At 70.3% G+C, this 16,038-nt stretch carries 14 protein-coding genes and 1 riboswitch; of the genes, 4 read left to right on the forward strand and 10 right to left on the reverse strand.

Going from position 1 to position 16,038, the window contains the following annotated elements; genetic code table 11:
* Positions 1 to 204: 204 nt before the first annotated feature.
* The 4 genes from ACWEOH_RS18670 to ACWEOH_RS18685 form a co-directional block, all read right to left on the reverse strand.
* Entirely contained in the window at positions 205 to 1,980 is a 1,776-nt protein-coding gene (locus ACWEOH_RS18670) for a dipeptide ABC transporter ATP-binding protein (protein ID WP_452033517.1), read from the reverse strand.
* On the reverse strand, positions 1,977 to 2,933 hold the full coding sequence (locus ACWEOH_RS18675) for an ABC transporter permease (protein WP_452033519.1): 957 nt from the start codon (positions 2,931 to 2,933) through the stop codon (positions 1,977 to 1,979). Before ACWEOH_RS18675 ends, ACWEOH_RS18670 begins: the two co-directional genes overlap by 4 nt.
* Entirely contained in the window at positions 2,923 to 3,852 is a 930-nt protein-coding gene (locus ACWEOH_RS18680; protein WP_148734467.1) for an ABC transporter permease, read from the reverse strand. The genes ACWEOH_RS18675 and ACWEOH_RS18680 overlap by 11 nt, the downstream gene beginning before the upstream one ends.
* Positions 3,853 to 4,038: 186 nt before the next feature.
* On the reverse strand, positions 4,039 to 5,655 hold the full coding sequence (locus ACWEOH_RS18685; RefSeq protein WP_148734466.1) for a peptide ABC transporter substrate-binding protein: 1,617 nt from the start codon (positions 5,653 to 5,655) through the stop codon (positions 4,039 to 4,041).
* A gap of 207 nt (positions 5,656 to 5,862) precedes the next feature.
* Here ACWEOH_RS18685 and ACWEOH_RS18690 point away from each other — a divergent pair, with 207 nt between their 5' ends.
* Positions 5,863 to 6,630: a CPBP family intramembrane glutamic endopeptidase gene (locus ACWEOH_RS18690; RefSeq protein WP_452033522.1), complete on the forward strand. Its 768-nt coding sequence runs from the start codon at positions 5,863 to 5,865 to the stop codon at positions 6,628 to 6,630.
* On the opposite strand, the gene ACWEOH_RS18695 is transcribed toward ACWEOH_RS18690, so the two are convergent.
* A complete protein-coding gene (locus ACWEOH_RS18695; RefSeq protein ID WP_452033524.1) occupies positions 6,576 to 7,037 on the reverse strand; it encodes a hypothetical protein in 462 nt (153 codons plus the stop codon). The genes ACWEOH_RS18690 and ACWEOH_RS18695 overlap by 55 nt on opposite strands.
* Positions 7,038 to 7,175: 138 nt before the next feature.
* Here ACWEOH_RS18695 and ACWEOH_RS18700 point away from each other — a divergent pair, with 138 nt between their 5' ends.
* Complete coding sequence (locus tag ACWEOH_RS18700) at positions 7,176 to 7,388, forward strand: hypothetical protein (RefSeq protein WP_452033526.1); 213 nt, start codon at positions 7,176 to 7,178, stop codon at positions 7,386 to 7,388.
* Between the two features lie 15 nt (positions 7,389 to 7,403).
* On the opposite strand, the gene ACWEOH_RS18705 is transcribed toward ACWEOH_RS18700, so the two are convergent.
* The 5 genes from ACWEOH_RS18705 to gcvT all read right to left on the reverse strand — a co-directional run bounded on the left by ACWEOH_RS18705 (position 7,404) and on the right by gcvT (position 13,252).
* The gene (locus ACWEOH_RS18705; RefSeq protein WP_452033528.1) at positions 7,404 to 8,102 is read right to left on the reverse strand and encodes an anti-sigma factor family protein; all 699 of its coding nucleotides are present in this window, start codon (positions 8,100 to 8,102) and stop codon (positions 7,404 to 7,406) included.
* Complete coding sequence (locus ACWEOH_RS18710; RefSeq protein WP_148734461.1) at positions 8,099 to 8,605, reverse strand: sigma-70 family RNA polymerase sigma factor; 507 nt, start codon at positions 8,603 to 8,605, stop codon at positions 8,099 to 8,101. Before ACWEOH_RS18710 ends, ACWEOH_RS18705 begins: the two co-directional genes overlap by 4 nt.
* A gap of 104 nt (positions 8,606 to 8,709) precedes the next feature.
* Complete coding sequence (gcvP, locus tag ACWEOH_RS18715) at positions 8,710 to 11,601, reverse strand: aminomethyl-transferring glycine dehydrogenase (protein ID WP_452033530.1); 2,892 nt, start codon at positions 11,599 to 11,601, stop codon at positions 8,710 to 8,712.
* A gap of 62 nt (positions 11,602 to 11,663) precedes the next feature.
* The gene (gcvH, locus tag ACWEOH_RS18720) at positions 11,664 to 12,035 is read right to left on the reverse strand and encodes a glycine cleavage system protein GcvH (RefSeq protein ID WP_452033532.1); all 372 of its coding nucleotides are present in this window, start codon (positions 12,033 to 12,035) and stop codon (positions 11,664 to 11,666) included.
* Positions 12,036 to 12,082: 47 nt separating this feature from the next.
* On the reverse strand, positions 12,083 to 13,252 hold the full coding sequence (gcvT, locus tag ACWEOH_RS18725; RefSeq protein ID WP_452033533.1) for a glycine cleavage system aminomethyltransferase GcvT: 1,170 nt from the start codon (positions 13,250 to 13,252) through the stop codon (positions 12,083 to 12,085).
* 195 nt (positions 13,253 to 13,447) lie between these two features.
* Positions 13,448 to 13,571, reverse strand: a riboswitch (glycine riboswitch).
* Between the two features lie 363 nt (positions 13,572 to 13,934).
* Between gcvT and ACWEOH_RS18730 the strand changes: the two genes are divergently transcribed.
* A complete protein-coding gene (locus tag ACWEOH_RS18730; RefSeq protein WP_452033536.1) occupies positions 13,935 to 14,633 on the forward strand; it encodes an NUDIX hydrolase in 699 nt (232 codons plus the stop codon).
* A gap of 52 nt (positions 14,634 to 14,685) precedes the next feature.
* Positions 14,686 to 16,038 (forward strand): quinolinate synthase NadA, encoded by a 1,353-nt coding sequence (gene nadA, locus ACWEOH_RS18735; RefSeq protein WP_452033538.1) that lies wholly within the window; start codon positions 14,686 to 14,688, stop codon positions 16,036 to 16,038.

Here is a 16,038-nt window from a genome sequence, read left to right on the forward strand (position 1 = left end):
GTCGTCACATGGCACCGGCGCGGCCCTTGGCGGGCGGCACGACGGCAGCGCGGAAGCGCTGTGTGGTGAAGGTCGGTGGGATGGCGCGGAGCCGAAGCGCGGCGCGCGCCATCCGATCCTACCGTGCGCGGCACGGGTTCGGCTGGGAACGCCGAACGCCCGGCATCCGGGTGAGCGGATGCCGGGCGTTCGAGCGTCGTCGGACTAGGCGCCGAGCTGGATGCCGGCCCCCGGGATCGCCGCGAGCAGGTCGCGGGTGTACTGCTCCTTGGGGTTGTCGAACACCTCGTCGGTGGTCGCCTTCTCCACGATCTTGCCGCGCTGCATCACGCACACGTTGTCGGCGATGACGCGCACCACCGCGAGGTCGTGGGTGATGAACAGGTAGGTGAGCCCGAGCTCGGCCTGCAGGTCGGCGAGCAGGCGCAGGATCTGGGCCTGCACGAGCACGTCGAGCGCCGACACGGCCTCGTCGAGCACCACGATCTCGGGCTTGAGCGCGAGCGCGCGCGCGATGGCGATGCGCTGGCGCTGGCCGCCCGACAGCTCGTTCGGGTAACGGCTGATGAGCGTGCGCGGCAGCGATACCTGGTCGAGCAGCTCGAGCACGCGCTGGCGCCGCTCGGCACGGGTGCCGACCTTGTGCGTGAACAGCGGCTCCGCGATGGTGTTGCCGATGTTGCGCAGCGGGTTCAGCGAGCCGTACGGGTCTTGGAACACGGGCTGCATCCGGCTGCGGAGCTCGAACAGCTCCCTGCCGGAGACGCTCGCCAGGTCCTTGCCGCCGACCACGATCTTGCCGGCCGTGGCGTCCTCGAGCTTCAGCAGCATCTTGGCCACGGTCGACTTGCCCGAGCCCGACTCGCCGACGAGCGCCGTGGTGGTGCCCTTGGCGATCTGGAACGAGACGTCGTCGACCGCGGTGAAGTCGCCGGAGCCGCGGATCTTGAAGACCTTCGTGAGGTTCTCGACGACGATCGCGGGCGGGGCGGATGCCGCGGCCTCGAGCACCTCGGCGCGGGCCTCGGCCGTGGCGATCAGGTCGATGGTGTCGCCGGCCGCCGCGGAGGCGTCCTCGGCCATCGACGACTCGGCCGCCGCGATGCTGCCCGACGCCTGGATGCGACGCGATGCGAGGCTCGGGGCCGCCGCCACGAGGCGCTGCGTGTAGGGGTGCTGCGGGTTCTGCAGGATCTGCACCGACGGGCCCGACTCGACCACGCGGCCCTTGTACATGACCACGAGCTGCTCGGCGCGCTCGGCGGCGAGGCCGAGGTCGTGCGTGATGAACAGCAGGGTCGTGCCGAGCTCGCGGGTGAGGGACTCGAGGTGGTCGAGGATCACGCGCTGCACCGTGACGTCGAGCGCCGAGGTGGGCTCGTCGGCGATGAGCAGCTGCGGGTCGGCCGCGAGGCCCATGCCGATGAGCACGCGCTGGCGCATGCCGCCCGAGAACTGGTGCGGGAACTGCTTCAGGCGCCGGTCGGCGTCCTGGAGGCCGGCCTGCTTCAGCACCTCGATCGCGCGCTTCTTGACCTCCTTGCGCCCGGTCGCGATGCCGTTGGCCTTGATGGCCTCCTCGACCTGGAAGCCGATCGACCACACCGGGTTGAGGTTGGACATCGGGTCCTGCGGGACGAAGCCGATCTTGCGACCGCGGATCGACTCCATGTCCTTCTTCGACGCCTTGGTGAGGTCCTGGCCGTCGAGGAGGATCTGGCCGCCGGAGATGTGGCCGGTGCCGGGGAGCAGGTTGATGATCGCGTGCGCGGTCGTCGACTTGCCGGAGCCCGACTCGCCCACGATGGCGAGGCTCTGGCCGCGGTAGAGCGTGATGTTCACGCCGTCCACGGCCTTCACGAGGCCGTCCTGGGTGTTGAAGCCGACCTGGAGGTCCTTGATCTCGAGGAGCGGACGCTCGCCGGTGCCGACCGAGGTCTCCGCCTGGGTGTCGGTCGTGTCGTTGACGATCTCGGTCATCGCTGCGCCCTCGCCTTCGGGTCGAGCGCGTCACGGACGACCTCGCCGAGCATGATGAAGCTCAGCACGGTCACCGACAGCGCGATGGACGGGAGGATGAGCACCTGCGGCGCGGTCCGGAGGTCGGTCTGCGCCTGGCTGATGTCGTTGCCCCACGACATGGTGGACGAGGGCAGGCCGACGCCGAGGAACGACAGGGTCGCCTCCGCGACGATCGCCGACGCGAGCGAGATCGTCGTGATGACGATGACGGGCGCGATCGAGTTCGGGAGGACGTGGCGCAGCAGGATGCGGAACCGCGAGACGCCGAGGGCGGTGGCCGCCATGACGAAGTCGGAGTTCTTCACCCTGAGGATCTCGGCTCTCAGCACACGTGCTGTCGCCGGCCACGCGAATATGCCGATCGCGAGTGAGATCACCCACACGTTCGCGTACTGCGAGAACACCGACATGATGACCACGGCCGCGAGGATGTAGGGGATCGAGAAGAAGATGTCGCCGAGGCGCGAGAGCACCGAGTCGATCCAGCCGCCGTAGAATCCGGCGAACGCACCGAAGACGATGCCGAGCGTGAACACCAGCACGGTCACGATGATGCCGACCGAGAGCGACGTCGACGTGCCGTGGATGATGCGCGAGTAGATGTCGCAGCCCTGCTTCGTGAAGCCGAGCGGGTGGCCCTCGGTGGGCGCGCCGTTGCTGTTCGCGAGCTGGCAGTCGTTGTTCGGCGGGACCTGCGTGAACAGGCCCGGGAAGAGCGCGACGACCACGACGAGCACGATGAGCGCGGAGGAGATCCAGAACATCGGGCGCTTGCGCACGTCGTTCCAGGCGTCGCGCCAGAGGTTCGACGGCTTGCCCTCGGTCTTGACCTTGTCGATCGCGACGAGCGGGGTCTCCTCGATCGGCGCGACGTAGTGCTGCTGATCGGGTCTGGTGGTGTTACTTGGCATAGCGGATCCTCGGGTCGAGAACGGCGTACAGCAGATCCACCAGCAGGTTCACCACGAGGTAGATCAGCACCATGACGGTCACGAAGGAGACGACGGTGGGTCCCTCTCCGCGGATGATCGCCTGGTAGAGGGTGCGGCCGACGCCGGGCACGTTGAAGATGCCCTCCGTGACCGTCGCGCCGACCATCAGCACGCCGAAGTCGACGGCGAGATAGGTGACGACGGGGATGAGCGAGTTGCGCAGGATGTGCACGGGGACGATGCGGTTCCGCGACAGGCCCTTGCTCGCGGCGGTGCGAACGAAGTCCTGCGTGTCCGTGTCGATGACCGACGCCCTCGTCAGTCGGGTGATCTGCGCGAAGCTGATCGTCGCCAGCACGAGCGCCGGCAATATCAGGTCCTGTGTCGGGGCGCCGGTGCCCACGGTGGTCCTGAACCAGCCGAGTTGGATGCCGAAGATGTACTGCGCGACGAACGCGACCACGAAGATCGGCAGCGAGATGAGGATGAGGCTCACGACGAGCGCGCTCGCGTCGAAGATGCCGCCCTTGCGCAGGCCCGAGATGAGGCCGACCGTGATGCCGGCGACCATCTCGAAGAAGATGGCGAGCACCGCGAGGCGGAGCGTGACCGGGAAGGTCGCCGCCAGGATCTCGGAGACGGGCTGGCCCGAGAACGAGGTGCCGAGGTCTCCGCGGAAGATGTTGCCGAGGAAGATGAAGTACTGGACGATGAACGGCTGGTCCAGGTGGTAGCGCTCACGCAGCTGCTCGATGACCTGCGGGGGCGGGGTCTTGTCGCCGAAGAGGGCGACGATCGGGTCTCCGGGCATCGCGAAGACCATGAAGTAGATCAGGAAGGTGGTGCCGAGCAGGACAGGGATCGCCTGAAGCAGTCGGCGCACGATGTAGCCGGCCATGGATCAGGCCCCGCTGTTCGTGGATGTTGACATGTTGAAAGAAACCTCACCGTTTGCGAGTTCGTCCACACGATGCTACGCCGATCGGCTGCGCACCGGGGATACGTGGGAGTGGGGCGGCAGTCGATTCGACTGCCGCCCCACGGGCGCCTCAGAGTCTAACCCCGAGTCGCCCCTGAACGAGAATTACTCGCTCTTGGTGACCTCGTAGTACAGCGGCACCGAGTTCCAGCCGTACTGGACGTTCTCGACCGACTGGCCCCACGCGCCGTTGACCGTGGAGTACCACAGCGGGATGGCGGGGAGGTCCTGGAACAGGATCTCCTGCACCTGCTGGAACTTCTCGTTCGCGGCGGCGAGGTCGGTCTCGGCGAGACCCTCGTCGAGGAGCTGGTCGACCTCGGCGTTGGAGTAGTCACCGTCGTTCGAACCGGCACCCGTGCCGTAGATCGGCCCGAGGAAGTTGAACAGGGCCGGGTAGTCGGCCTGCCAACCGGTGCGGAACGCGGTCTGGATGGTGCGGTCGGTGATCGCGGTGCGCGCCTCGGCGAAGGTCGGGTACGGAGCGCCCGACGCGTCGATGCCGAGGTTGTTCTTCAGCTGGTTCGCCACGGCGTCGACCCAGGCCTGGTGGCCACCGTCGGCGTTGTAGGCGATCTGGAAGGTGCCGGTCCACGGGGAGAGGGCGTCGGCCTGGGCCCACAGCTCCTTCGCCTCGTCGGCGTCGAAGTCGAGCACCTCGGAGCCGGGGATGTCCTCCGAGTAGCCGTCGATGACGGGCGACGTGAAGTCGTGCGCCGGGGTGCGGGTGCCCGAGAAGATCACGTCGGTGATCTCCTCGCGGTTGATCGCCTTCGAGATGGCGGCGCGGCGGAGGTTGCCCTCCTCGCCGGCGAAGTGCGCCAGGCGCGCCGGGATCGTGAACGACTGGAAGATCGCAGCGGGCTGCGTGATCGCGCGGTCGCCGAACTCGTCCTGGAAGGTCGAGAGCGCGCCGTCGGGGATGGCGTCGAGCACGTCGAGGTTGCCGCCCTGGAGGTCGGCGTACGCCGCTTCCTGCGTGGCGTAGAAGATGATCGAGAGACCACCGTTCTGGGCGACGCGGGGGCCGTCGTAGTCGGGGTTCACGACGAGGTCGATCTTCTCGTTGTGCTTCCAGGCGCCTTCGCCGTCGAGCATGTACGGGCCGTTGCCGACCGGGTTCTCACCGAACGCGGCCATGTCCTCGAACGCCGACTCGGGCAGCGGGAAGAACGCCGAGTAGCCGAGGCGCAGCGGGAAGTCCGACTCGGGCTGCTTGAGCTTCACGGTGAAGGTCGTGTCGTCGACCACCTCGAGGCCCGTGAGCTCCGAGTCCTCGTCGTAGCTGAAGCCCTCGATCGACTCGAAGAAGTAGCTCGAGAGCTGCTCGTTCGAGAGGAGCGCGCCGTAGTTCCAGGCGTCGACGAACGAGCTGGCCGTCACCGGCTCGCCGTTCGAGAACTTCTGGTCGGCCTTGAGCTTGATGGTGTAGGTCTGCGCGTCCTCGGTCTCGATGGACTCGGCGACGTCGTTGTGCGGGGCGCCCTCGGCGTCGTAGTAGACGAGGCCGGCGAAAATCGAGTCGAGGATCTTGCCGCCGCCGACCTCGTTCGTGTTGGTCGGGACCAGCGGGTTCTGGGGCTCGTTGCCGTTCGTCGTGATGACCGCGGACGAGCTCGCGCCCTCGGTCGACTCAGGCGAGCCGCTCGTGCAGCCGGTCAGCACGAGGGCGCCGGCCGCAGCAAGAGCAATGGCGGCGACGCCGATTCTCTTGATCTTCAATGTTCCTCCTGTGAGATGTGCGCAGGACAGCGCGACTTATGGCCGCGTGGTGCGCTGGGATAGATCGAGAGTATGTATCGCTTCCCGTGGAAGCAAACTCCAGAGGAAACCGTTACCGACGCGCAATCTTGCGATCGATCCGGAGGTGGAAACCGCTGTCAACGCGCAGGAATCTTGCACGCGCGACCCGCGTGCGAGGATAACCGCATGTCAACCCCCCGACGGCGGCTCCAGATCGAGGTCGTGATCGTCCTCGGACTCAGCTTGGGGGCGTCCGCGGTGTACTCGATCGTCTCCCTCGTCGCGAAGCTGACCGAGGAGCGCGCGCTCGGCGACCAGTCCGTCGCCCTCAACCCGTCGCGGTCGAGCCGCGAGTGGCTCGACTTCACGTACCAGTTCCTCGACGTCTTCTTCGGGCTGTTCGCGGTCGCGCTCGTGCTGTACCTGCTGTGGCAGCCGGGCGTGAGCCCGTTCCGCCGCATCGGCTTCGACCTGACCCGGCCCGGTCGCGACGCGGCATCCGGCCTGCTGCTCGTCGCCGTCATCGGCGTGCCGGGGCTCGCCCTCTACGCGATCGGCCGGGCGCTGGGGGTCACGGTCGCGGTGCAGACCTCACCGGCCGACTGGTTCTGGTGGACGGTGCCCATGCTCGTGCTGCGCGCGCTCGAGGCCGCGCTCACCGAGGAGGTCATCGTCGTCGGCTACCTGTTCACCCGGTTCCGGGAGCTCGGCGTCGGCCGGTGGGCGACGATCCTCTCGAGCGCCGTGCTGCGTGGTTCGTACCACCTCTACCAGGGGTTCGGGCCGTTCGTGGGCAACGTCGCGATGGGCATCGTGTTCGGCTGGTTCTACGCGCGATGGGGCCGCACGATGCCGCTCGTCATCGCGCACTGGATCCTCGACATCGTGTCGTTCGTCGGTTACCCGCTCGCGGTGGGCTGGTGGCCCGAGCTCTTCGCTCCCCCGGCGGCCTGAGCCGAGTGCGCCGCGGCAGCCGACGGATGCCGCATGCGCGGCGCCTGCGGCACGTGCTCGCTGCGTGCGAGCGCCACGACCGTCGCGGGCATCGGCGGCAGGGCCTCCTCGGGCACCTCGACGCGGAGGTCGGAGTCCGTCGCCCGAACGCGCGCCCCGTCGTGCCAGCTGCGCCGGCTGGGCGAGCAGACGGCCGAGAACCCCTCGGGGCCGAAGACGGTGCTGCTCGAGTAGTCGGTGAACGACTGCGCCCGGCGCAGCGCCTCGGCCGTGGCCGGATCGCGTCGCTCCAGGAGGCCCGCCCGCTGCTCGAGCCCGAGGCCCCGGCCCGCGAGCATTGAGCTCCCGACGAAGACGCCGGCGAAGGCGAGTGTGGCGAGTACTGCGATGAGATCGACGGAGATCATGCGCGCCCCCTCTTCGAGAGAACCTCAGTGTACTCCCGGGGACGGGCATCGGGGCGGCCCGGATCCGCCGCGTCGCCGGCCTCGCGAGCATGGAGGCGGCGCGGGCCGAATCCCTCGCGCCGAAGGGACCGGACGACCATGGACCTCGCACACGCCATCGCCGCGGGCGGCCTCTCCGCGCGCACCACCGACCGTCGCTACCGAGCGACCGATGACGAGATCCGCGACGCGGAGCGCCGCGTCGTGGAGCGCCGCAGGGCCGTCGTCGCGGCATCCGCTGCCCGCGTCTACACCGAGCGCGGACGGCACGTCGCGCCGCGCCCGGCTCAGCCGCGACCCGCGACCGCCTGACGCATCGGATGCCGCTCAGCCGGTGACGCCGCGCATCAGCACGTCGCCGGACGCGACCGCGCGGATCTCGAGCGACGCGATCTCGTCGACGGACAGCGCGCTCCCCGCCTCGAGGCGCGCGGTCGAGCCGGGGGTCGCACGCCACGTCGACACCTCGGTGCTCCGACCCTCGTGGTCGACCACGACCAGCGCGTACGGCCAGTCCTGCCCGGACGCGTCCTCGCCGGGCGGCACCTCGTAGGTGCAGTCCAGCTCGATCCTGGTGCCCCATTCCACCGGGGTGAGCACCGCGCTCGCGGTCACGGGCAGGTCGACGACGGTCTCGAAGGCGACCGACTGCCGATCCGCGACGGGCCGGGTGAGCGCGAACGGCACGGCGACCGCGGCGATCACGACGACCGCTGCGGCGGCCGCCAGCACGATGCGGGTTCGCGTGCGACGGATGCCACGACGGCGCCCTCCACGACGCACGGCGTCGAGCAGCGCCGGGCTCGGCGACGAGGGCGCAGCGTCGGACTCGTCGAGGAGCGCCTCGGCGCGGTCGGCGGACAGCCGGGCGAGGAGCCCGGGCATCGGCGAGAGCTCGGCCACGGAGCGGCGGCAGGCGTCGCAGGTCTCGACATGCTCCTCGTACTCCCGGCGCTCGGCCGGGGAGAGCGCGCCGAGCACGTAGGCGGAGTCCCAGTCGGCGTAGCGCGAGTGATTCGGGTTCATCGCGTCACCCCCTTCTCCTGCAGTGCGAGGCGCAGCGCCCGCAGTCCGTAGTGCAGCCGCGACTTGACGGTCCCCTCCGGGATGCCGAGGCGTCGCGCGACCTCCGCGATGCTGCATCCGCCGTAGTAGGCGTGCACGATCACGGCGCGGTGCTCGAAGTCGAGGCCGGCCAGCGCCTCCTCGATGAGGAGGCTCTCGAAGAGCTGGTCGGTGCCGTCCTCGCGTCCGGGATCGGGCAGCTCGCCGACGCCGATCTCGTGCCGGCGACGGGCGCTGCGGGCCTCGTCGATCACGAGGTTCCGCGCGACGGTGAACATCCACGACCGCGTCGACGCCGGCTCCTGCTCCAGGATGCGCGGGCTCCGCCAGGCGCGCAGCAGCGTCTCCTGCACGATGTCGTCGGCACCCGCCGGGTCGCCCGTGAGGTGCACGACGTACCGCCACAACGAGGGCCCGTGCGCGTCGTACAGCGCGACCAGCCGACGATCGTCGTCCTGCGGCATCCGTCACCTCCTGCGGTGACAACGAGAGGGAGCCCCGCGGGGTTCAGTCTCGCGGATGCTCCGACACCGTCGCGTCGAAGCATCCGCCTCGGTTCATCGGTCGTCTACGCGAACGCCTCCACCGGCGGGCAGGCGCACACGAGGTTGCGGTCGCCGTAGGCCTGGTCGATGCGGCGCACGGGCGCCCAGTACTTGTTGCGCACGAGCGAGTGCACCGGGTAGACGGCCTGCTCGCGGGTGTACGGGTGCGTCCACTCCCCCGCGATGACCGACTCGGCCGTGTGCGGCGCGTTGCGCAGCGGGTTGTCGTCGGCCGGCCACTCGCCCCGGCCCACCGCGTCGGCCTCGGCCTTGATCGCGATCATCGCCTCGATGAAGCGGTCGAGCTCGGCGAGGTCCTCCGACTCGGTCGGCTCGACCATGAGCGTGCCCGCCACGGGGAACGACATGGTCGGCGCGTGGAAGCCGTAGTCGATGAGCCGCTTCGCGACGTCGTCGACCGTGACCCCGGTCGCCGCGGTGAGCGGGCGCAGGTCGAGGATGCACTCGTGCGCGACGAGTCCGTTGTCGCCCGTGTAGAGCACCGGGAAGTGGTCGCGCAGGCGCGCGGCGACGTAGTTCGCCGCGAGCACCGCGGTGGCGGTCGCCTGCTTGAGGCCCTCGGAGCCCATCATGCGCACGTACGCCCACGAGATCGGCAGGATCGACGGGCTGCCGTACGGCGCCGCCGACACGGGGCCGCCGTCGTGCGTGACGCCGCCCGAGTGGTCGGCGCGCTGCGCGAGCGGGTGGCCGGGCAGGTAGGGCGCGAGATGCGCCTTCGCCGCGACCGGGCCCACGCCGGGGCCGCCGCCGCCGTGCGGGATGCAGAAGGTCTTGTGCAGGTTGAGGTGCGAGACGTCGCCGCCGAAATCGCCGAAGCGGGCGAAGCCGAGCAGCGCGTTGAGGTTGGCGCCGTCGACGTAGACTTGGCCGCCCGCGTCGTGCACGGCCTGCGTGATCTGCTTCACCTCGTGCTCGTAGACGCCGTGCGTCGACGGGTACGTGATCATGAGCGCGGCGATCCGGTCGGCGTGCTCCGCGATCTTCGCACGAAGGTCGTCGAGGTCGACGTTGCCGAGCTCGTCGCAGGCGACGACGACGACGCGCATGCCGGCGAGCACGGCGGATGCCGCGTTCGTGCCGTGCGCGCTCGACGGGATGAGGCACAGGTCGCGGTCGACGTCGCCGTTCGCGCGGTGGTACCCGCGGATCGCGAGGAGGCCGGCGAGCTCGCCCTGGCTGCCAGCGTTGGGCTGCAGCGAGACCGTGTCGTAGCCCGTCACCTCGGCGAGCCAGTTCTCGAGCTGCTCGATGAGCCCGAGCGTGCCGACGACGTCGGCCTCGGGCGCGAACGGGTGCAGGTTCGCGAACTCGGGCCAGGTGACCGACTGCATCTCGGTGGCGGCGTTGAGCTTCATGGTGCACGAGCCGAGCGGGATCATGCCGCGGTCGAGCGCGTAGTCGCGGTCGGCGAGCGTCTTCAGGTACCGCATCATCTGCGTCTCGGACTGGTGCGTGTTGAACACCGGGTGCTCGAGGTACGAGGAGGTGCGGCGCTGCGACTCGGGCAGGCTGGCGGGCAGCTCGCGGATCGACACGGGCACCTCGATGCGCGGGTCGAACCCGAACGCCTCGACGACGCGCGAGAGCTCGTCGGCCGTGGTGGTCTCGTCGACGGCGACGTGCACGGTCGCCTCGTCGGCCTCCCAGAGGTTGAGGCCGAGCTCGCGGGCGCGTTCCACGACGTTCTTCGCGAGGCCCGGCACGTGCACGCGGACGGTGTCGAAGTAGGCGTCGTGCGCGAGCGTCAGGCCGTAGCCCGAGAGCACGTCGGCGAGCGCCTTCGCCTTCGCCGCGGTCGTCGTCGCGATGTGCCGGATGCCCCGGGGCCCGTGGTACACCGCGTACATCGACGCCATGACGGCGAGGAGCACCTGGGCGGTGCAGATGTTCGAGGTCGCCTTCTCGCGACGGATGTGCTGCTCGCGCGCCTGGAGGCTCAGCCGGTAGGCCGGGTGGCCCGCGGCATCCTGCGACACGCCGACGAGGCGGCCGGGAAGCTGGCGCTCGAGGCCCTTGCGCACCGCCATGTAGCCGGCGTGCGGGCCGCCGAAGCCCATCGGCACGCCGAACCGCTGGGAAGTGCCCACCGCGACATCCGCCCCGAGCTCGCCGGGGCTGGTCAGCACCGACATCGCGAGCAGGTCGGCCGCGACGACCGCGAGCGCGCCCTGCTCCTTCGACGAGGCGATGACGGAGGCCGGGTTCCACACGCGGCCCGACGCACCGGGATACTGCACGAAGATGCCGAAGTGCTCGCCGAGGGCGGCGACATCCGTGGACTCGTCGAGGTCGGCCACCACGAGCTCGATGCCCACGGCCTCGGCGCGCGAGACGAGCAGGGCGTGCGTCTGCGGCAGCGCGTCGGCGTCGACGACGAAGCGGTTCGAGGCCGACTTCGACCCGCGGCGCGCGAGGAGCATGCCCTCCACGACCGCGGTGCCCTCGTCGAGCATCGACGCGTTCGCGGTGTCGAGGCCCGTGAGGTCGGAGACCATCGTCTGGAAGTTGATGAGCGCCTCGAGGCGGCCCTGCGAGATCTCGGGCTGGTAGGGCGTGTACGCCGTGTACCAGCTCGGGTTCTCGAGCACGTTGCGCTGGATCACCGCGGGCGTGATCGTGCCCGAGTAGCCGAGCCCGATCATCGACGTGCGCACGGTGTTCTGCTCGGCGAGCGCTGCGAGCTCCGCGATCGCCTCCCGCTCGGTGGCGGCCGGCGGGATCACCGAGTCGACCACCTCTCCCATGCGGATCGCCGTCGGCACCGCCGCCGTCATGAGCGCGTCGAGGGAGTCGTAGCCGAGGGCGGCGAGCATCCACTCGTGGTCGTGCGGAGTCGTGCCGATGTGGCGGCGTCCGAACGCGTCGAGGTCGAAGGCCGGGGAGGTGGGCATGGGGATCCTTCGTGTCGTGTGTCTGTCGCCGGTCGGTCCGGCGTCGCTGGTGGGACCGGCGCCTACTCGCCGGTGAGCGCCCGGTACTCGTCGCGCGTGAGCAGCTTCGGGAGGTTCGGCGCGGTGACCTTGATGAGCCAGCCCTCGCCGAAGGGGTCGCTGTTCACGAGCTCGGGTGCGTCGATCACGGCCTGGTTCGCCTCGACGACCTCGCCGTCGACCGGGGCGAACAGCTCGCCGACCGACTTCGTCGACTCGATCTCGCCGACCACGTTGCCGGAGGTGATCTGCGTGCCCGCCTTGGGCAGGTCGACGTAGACGACGTCGCCGAGCTTCTCGGCGGCGTAGTCGGTGATGCCGATCGTCACGGTGTCGCCGTCGACGAGCACCCATTCGTGCTCCTCGGTGTACTGCAGGGCGGTCAGGTCGGTCATGGGGTTCTCCTCGCGGTCGGCGGTGCGGTGGGTTCGGTCGTGGTGCGTCAGGCGGGTCGCTTGTAGAAGGGCAGCGGCACGACGGATGCCGCGACGCGCGTGCCCCGGACATCCACGTACAGCTCGCGGCCGGCCTCGGCGGCATCGGGCGCGACGAACGCCATCGCCACCGGGTGGCCGAGGGTCGGCGACAGCGCGCCGCTCGTCACGACGCCGACGCGCGCGGCATCCGCACCCTCGCCGTCGTAGACCTCGTAGTCGGCGCGAGCGGCGCGGCGGCCCGCTGCGGCGAGGCCGACGAGCACCGGGGCATCCGTCGCCGGGCCGGCCTCGATGGCGGCGCGGCCGACGAAGTCGCCCTCCTTGGCGAGCGCGACGACTCGGCCGAGGCCGGCCTGCACGGGCAGGATGTCGCGGTGCAGCTCGTGGCCGTAGAGGGGCATGCCCGCCTCGAGGCGCAGCGTGTCGCGGCTCGCGAGCCCGGCCGGGACGACCCGGGGGCCGCCGGTCTCGGTGAGCGCCTCCCAGAGGCGTGCGGAGCGGTCGGGCGCGATGTAGAGCTCGAAGCCGTCTTCACCCGTGTAGCCGGTGCGGGCGACGAGCACCGGCTCGCCTTCGAACGTCGCGGGGAACGCGCGATAGTACCTGAGCGCGGCGAGCTGCACGTCGAACTCCTCGACATCGTTGCTCGGGCCGTCGTCGACGCCGAACCCCGGGGTCTCCTCGAGCACGGCGCGCGCGTCGGGGCCCTGCAGGGCGACGAGCGCCACGTCGTCGCTCTCGTCGGACACGAACGTGTCGAAGCCCTCGGCGCGGGCGACGAGCTCCGTCGCGACGACGTCGCGGTTCGCGGCGTTCGCGACGACCATGTACCGGTCGTCGCCCGTGCGGTAGACGACGAGGTCGTCGATGATGCCGCCGTCCTCGTCGAGCAGCAGCGAGTACTTCGCCTGGCCGATCTCGATGGCCGACAGCTTGCCGGCGAGCGCGAAGTCGAGCGCCGCGGCGGAGCCCGGGCCGAGCAGGATGATCTCGCCCATGTGCGAGAGGTCGAAGATGCCGGCATGCGTGCGCACGGCATGATGCTCGGCGAGGTCGCTCGAGTAGCGCACGGGCATCTGCCAGCCCGCGAAGTCGGTGAACGACGCGCCGGCGGCGCGGTGCACCGCATCGAGGGGGCTTCGACGTTCGGTGGTGCCGGGTTCGGTGTCGGTCACGAGTTCTCCAGAGTCGCGTGGGCGGTCGGCGGATGCCGCTGGGAACTCCCCCTCTGTCATGGGCCTGAGAGCTTCACGCGTGGTTCGCGCTTTCACCGTCGGCGGGCCCGGTCGGAGGAGGGTCGATACGGGTCAGGCTACGCCTGCCCTGCTCGACCTGGATCTCGCTCCGCTCGATCCACTTTTCAGAGCGGCCTCGTCATCGCGGTGTGTGACCTGAGAGATTGGCGGGGAGGCTTGCTCCTTCGGTGCCGGCGCAGTGTCTCCTGCTGGAGGTGTGTCTCCTGCTGGAACTGTCCGGCTCTCCCGCGACGCGTCGATGGCCCGGTGTGAGGTTGTATCGCCGATCCTAGCCGACGCGGGCGCGTGCGCGGGCCGCGGCGGAGGCGGTGCCGGCCTGGATGGCGCCATGGCCGGAGAGGGTGCCGGGCGGGCGGTGCCGTGGCCGGAGGCGGTGCGGCCGCGCGGCCGGCGCGAATGCAGGAACGATTGCAGTGACGTCGGCGTGTCACGGCGCGACCTGCCGACCGGCATCCGTTCTTCCTGCATTCGCATCCTCGTTCCCATCCTCGCCGCACGATGACGTCATGGATTCGCGTTCGTGTCAGATTGACTGTAAGCTGGCTCCTAGGACTTCGAGTCATCCTGACTCGAAGGTGTGCAGATGAGTGAGGGGCCACGGATGCCGCAGCAGCACGACCCGGCCGCGCAGGCGCGCCTCGCCGTCTCCACCGTGATCTTCGCCCTCAGCCCCGACGAGGGCGCCGAGCGCCCCAGCCTCCGCCTGCCGCTCGTGCGCCGACTGCGCGAGCCCGGCCTCGGCCGATGGGCGCTGCCCGGCGGCTGGCTCCCCGTCGACGAGGCGCTCGAGGGCGCGGCGGCACGCACGCTCGCCGAGACCACCGGACTCACGCCGAAGTACCTCGAGCAGCTCTACACGTTCGGCGCCGTCGACCGGTCCCCCGGCGAGCGGGTCGTCTCGGTCGTGTACTGGGCGCTCGTGCACTCCGACGAGGTCGAGCGCGCGGTCTCCGACGAGAACGTGCAGTGGTTCGATGAAGACGAACTGCCCGACCTCGCGTTCGACCACCGCGCGATCATCGACTACGCGCTGGGGCGGCTGCGCACGAAGCTCGAGTACTCGCGCATCGCGCACGCCTTCCTCGGCGAGACGTTCACGATGGCCGAGCTGCGGGCGGTGCACGAGGTCGTGCTCCGCAAGCGCCTCGACCCCGCGAACTTCCGCCGCACCATGGAGGCCTCGGGCTCGCTCGTCGACACGGGCGAGCGCCTCTCGGGCACCCGGCACCGCCCGCCGGCCCTCTACCGCTTCGACACGGCGTCCGCGACGGCGCCCGCTCCCGACCCCAGCCGCAACTGACCAACTCCCACCGACCCACCCCCACCGACCCACCACCGACGAGGAGCCGATCATGACCATCGTCCAGCCTCCCGCCCGCGACGTCCGGCTCGCGGCATCCGTCGACCGCTCGATCCGCCTCATCTCGGCGGGCTCCTCGGCCGGCTCCACCTGCGCGCCCGAGCTCGCGAAGGGCCCCTGGGAGTTCGACCGCGGGCCCGCGGGCTACGGGCCGGGCGCGTCGATGGGCGACGTCATCCCGACCGGCTCGCCGCGCCAGGGCGCCCTGCCCGACGAGTACCGCCGCGCGTCCGACGCCGAGTTGCACGATCGCATCCGGGCCGCGAAGGCCACGCTCGGCGACCGCGTCGTCGTGCTCGGGCACTTCTACCAGCGCGACGAGGTCGTGGAGCACGCCGACTTCGTGGGCGACTCGTTCCAGCTCGCGAACGCGGCGCTGACGAAGCCCGACGCCGAGGCGATCGTGTTCTGCGGCGTGCACTTCATGGCCGAGACCGCCGACCTGCTGTCGAAGCCCGAGCAGGCCGTCATCCTGCCGAACCTCGCCGCGGGCTGCTCGATGGCCGACATGGCCGACGAGTCGAGCGTCGAGGAGTGCTGGGAGCAGCTCGAGGAGGTCTACGGCGACCTCGCCGCGACCGACGCCGACGGCCGCGTGCCGGTCATCCCGGTCACGTACATGAACTCGTCGGCCGCGCTCAAGGGCTTCGTCGGCCGCAACGGCGGCATCGTCTGCACCTCGTCGAACGCGCGCACGGTGCTCGAGTGGGCGTTCGAGCGCGGGCAGCGCGTGCTGTTCTTCCCCGACCAGCATCTCGGTCGCAACACCGCGAAGGCCATGGGCGTGCCGCTCGAGCAGATGCCGATGTGGAATCCCCGCAAGGCGCTCGGCGGCAACACCGCCGAGGAGCTCGCCGACGCCCGCGTCATCCTCTGGCACGGCTTCTGCTCGGTGCACCGCCGGTTCACGGTCGACCAGATCGAGCAGGCGCGGCGCGAGCACCCCGGCGTGCAGGTCATCGTGCACCCCGAGTGCCCGATGCCCGTCGTCGACGCAGCGGATGCCGCGGGCTCGACCGATTTCATCGTGAAGGCCATCACGGCGGCTCCCGCCGGCTCGACCTTCGCGATCGGCACCGAGATCAACCTCGTGCAGCGGCTCGCGGCGGAGTACCCCGAGCACACGATCTTCTGCCTCGACCCCGTCGTGTGCCCGTGCTCGACGATGTACCGCATCCACCCCGGCTACCTCGCGTGGGTGCTCGAGGAGCTCGTCGCGGGCCGCGTCGTCAACCGCATCACCGTGCCCGACACGGTCGCCGACCCGGCGCGGCTCGCCCTCGAGCGGATGCTCGCTGCGAAGCCGCCGGTTGCGACGCCGGCCGCGGTTCCGGCGGGAGCCTGA

The sequence above is a fragment of the Agromyces sp. NPDC004153 genome (assembly GCF_053603635.1).

Bases quoted from the DNA above. Each gene is read 5' to 3' on its own strand.
- ACWEOH_RS18670 (WP_452033517.1), bottom strand. From the start codon at position 1,980: ATGACCGAGATCGTCAACGACACGACCGACACCCAGGCGGAGACCTCG.
- ACWEOH_RS18675 (WP_452033519.1), bottom strand. From the start codon at position 2,933: ATGCCAAGTAACACCACCAGACCCGATCAGCAGCACTACGTCGCGCCG.
- ACWEOH_RS18680 (WP_148734467.1), bottom strand. From the start codon at position 3,852: ATGGCCGGCTACATCGTGCGCCGACTGCTTCAGGCGATCCCTGTCCTG.
- ACWEOH_RS18690 (WP_452033522.1), top strand. From the start codon at position 5,863: ATGTCAACCCCCCGACGGCGGCTCCAGATCGAGGTCGTGATCGTCCTC.
- ACWEOH_RS18695 (WP_452033524.1), bottom strand. From the start codon at position 7,037: ATGATCTCCGTCGATCTCATCGCAGTACTCGCCACACTCGCCTTCGCC.
- ACWEOH_RS18700 (WP_452033526.1), top strand. From the start codon at position 7,176: ATGGACCTCGCACACGCCATCGCCGCGGGCGGCCTCTCCGCGCGCACC.
- ACWEOH_RS18705 (WP_452033528.1), bottom strand. From the start codon at position 8,102: ATGAACCCGAATCACTCGCGCTACGCCGACTGGGACTCCGCCTACGTG.
- ACWEOH_RS18710 (WP_148734461.1), bottom strand. From the start codon at position 8,605: ATGCCGCAGGACGACGATCGTCGGCTGGTCGCGCTGTACGACGCGCAC.
- gcvP (WP_452033530.1), bottom strand. From the start codon at position 11,601: ATGCCCACCTCCCCGGCCTTCGACCTCGACGCGTTCGGACGCCGCCAC.
- gcvH (WP_452033532.1), bottom strand. From the start codon at position 12,035: ATGACCGACCTGACCGCCCTGCAGTACACCGAGGAGCACGAATGGGTG.
- ACWEOH_RS18730 (WP_452033536.1), top strand. From the start codon at position 13,935: ATGCCGCAGCAGCACGACCCGGCCGCGCAGGCGCGCCTCGCCGTCTCC.
- nadA (WP_452033538.1), top strand. From the start codon at position 14,686: ATGACCATCGTCCAGCCTCCCGCCCGCGACGTCCGGCTCGCGGCATCC.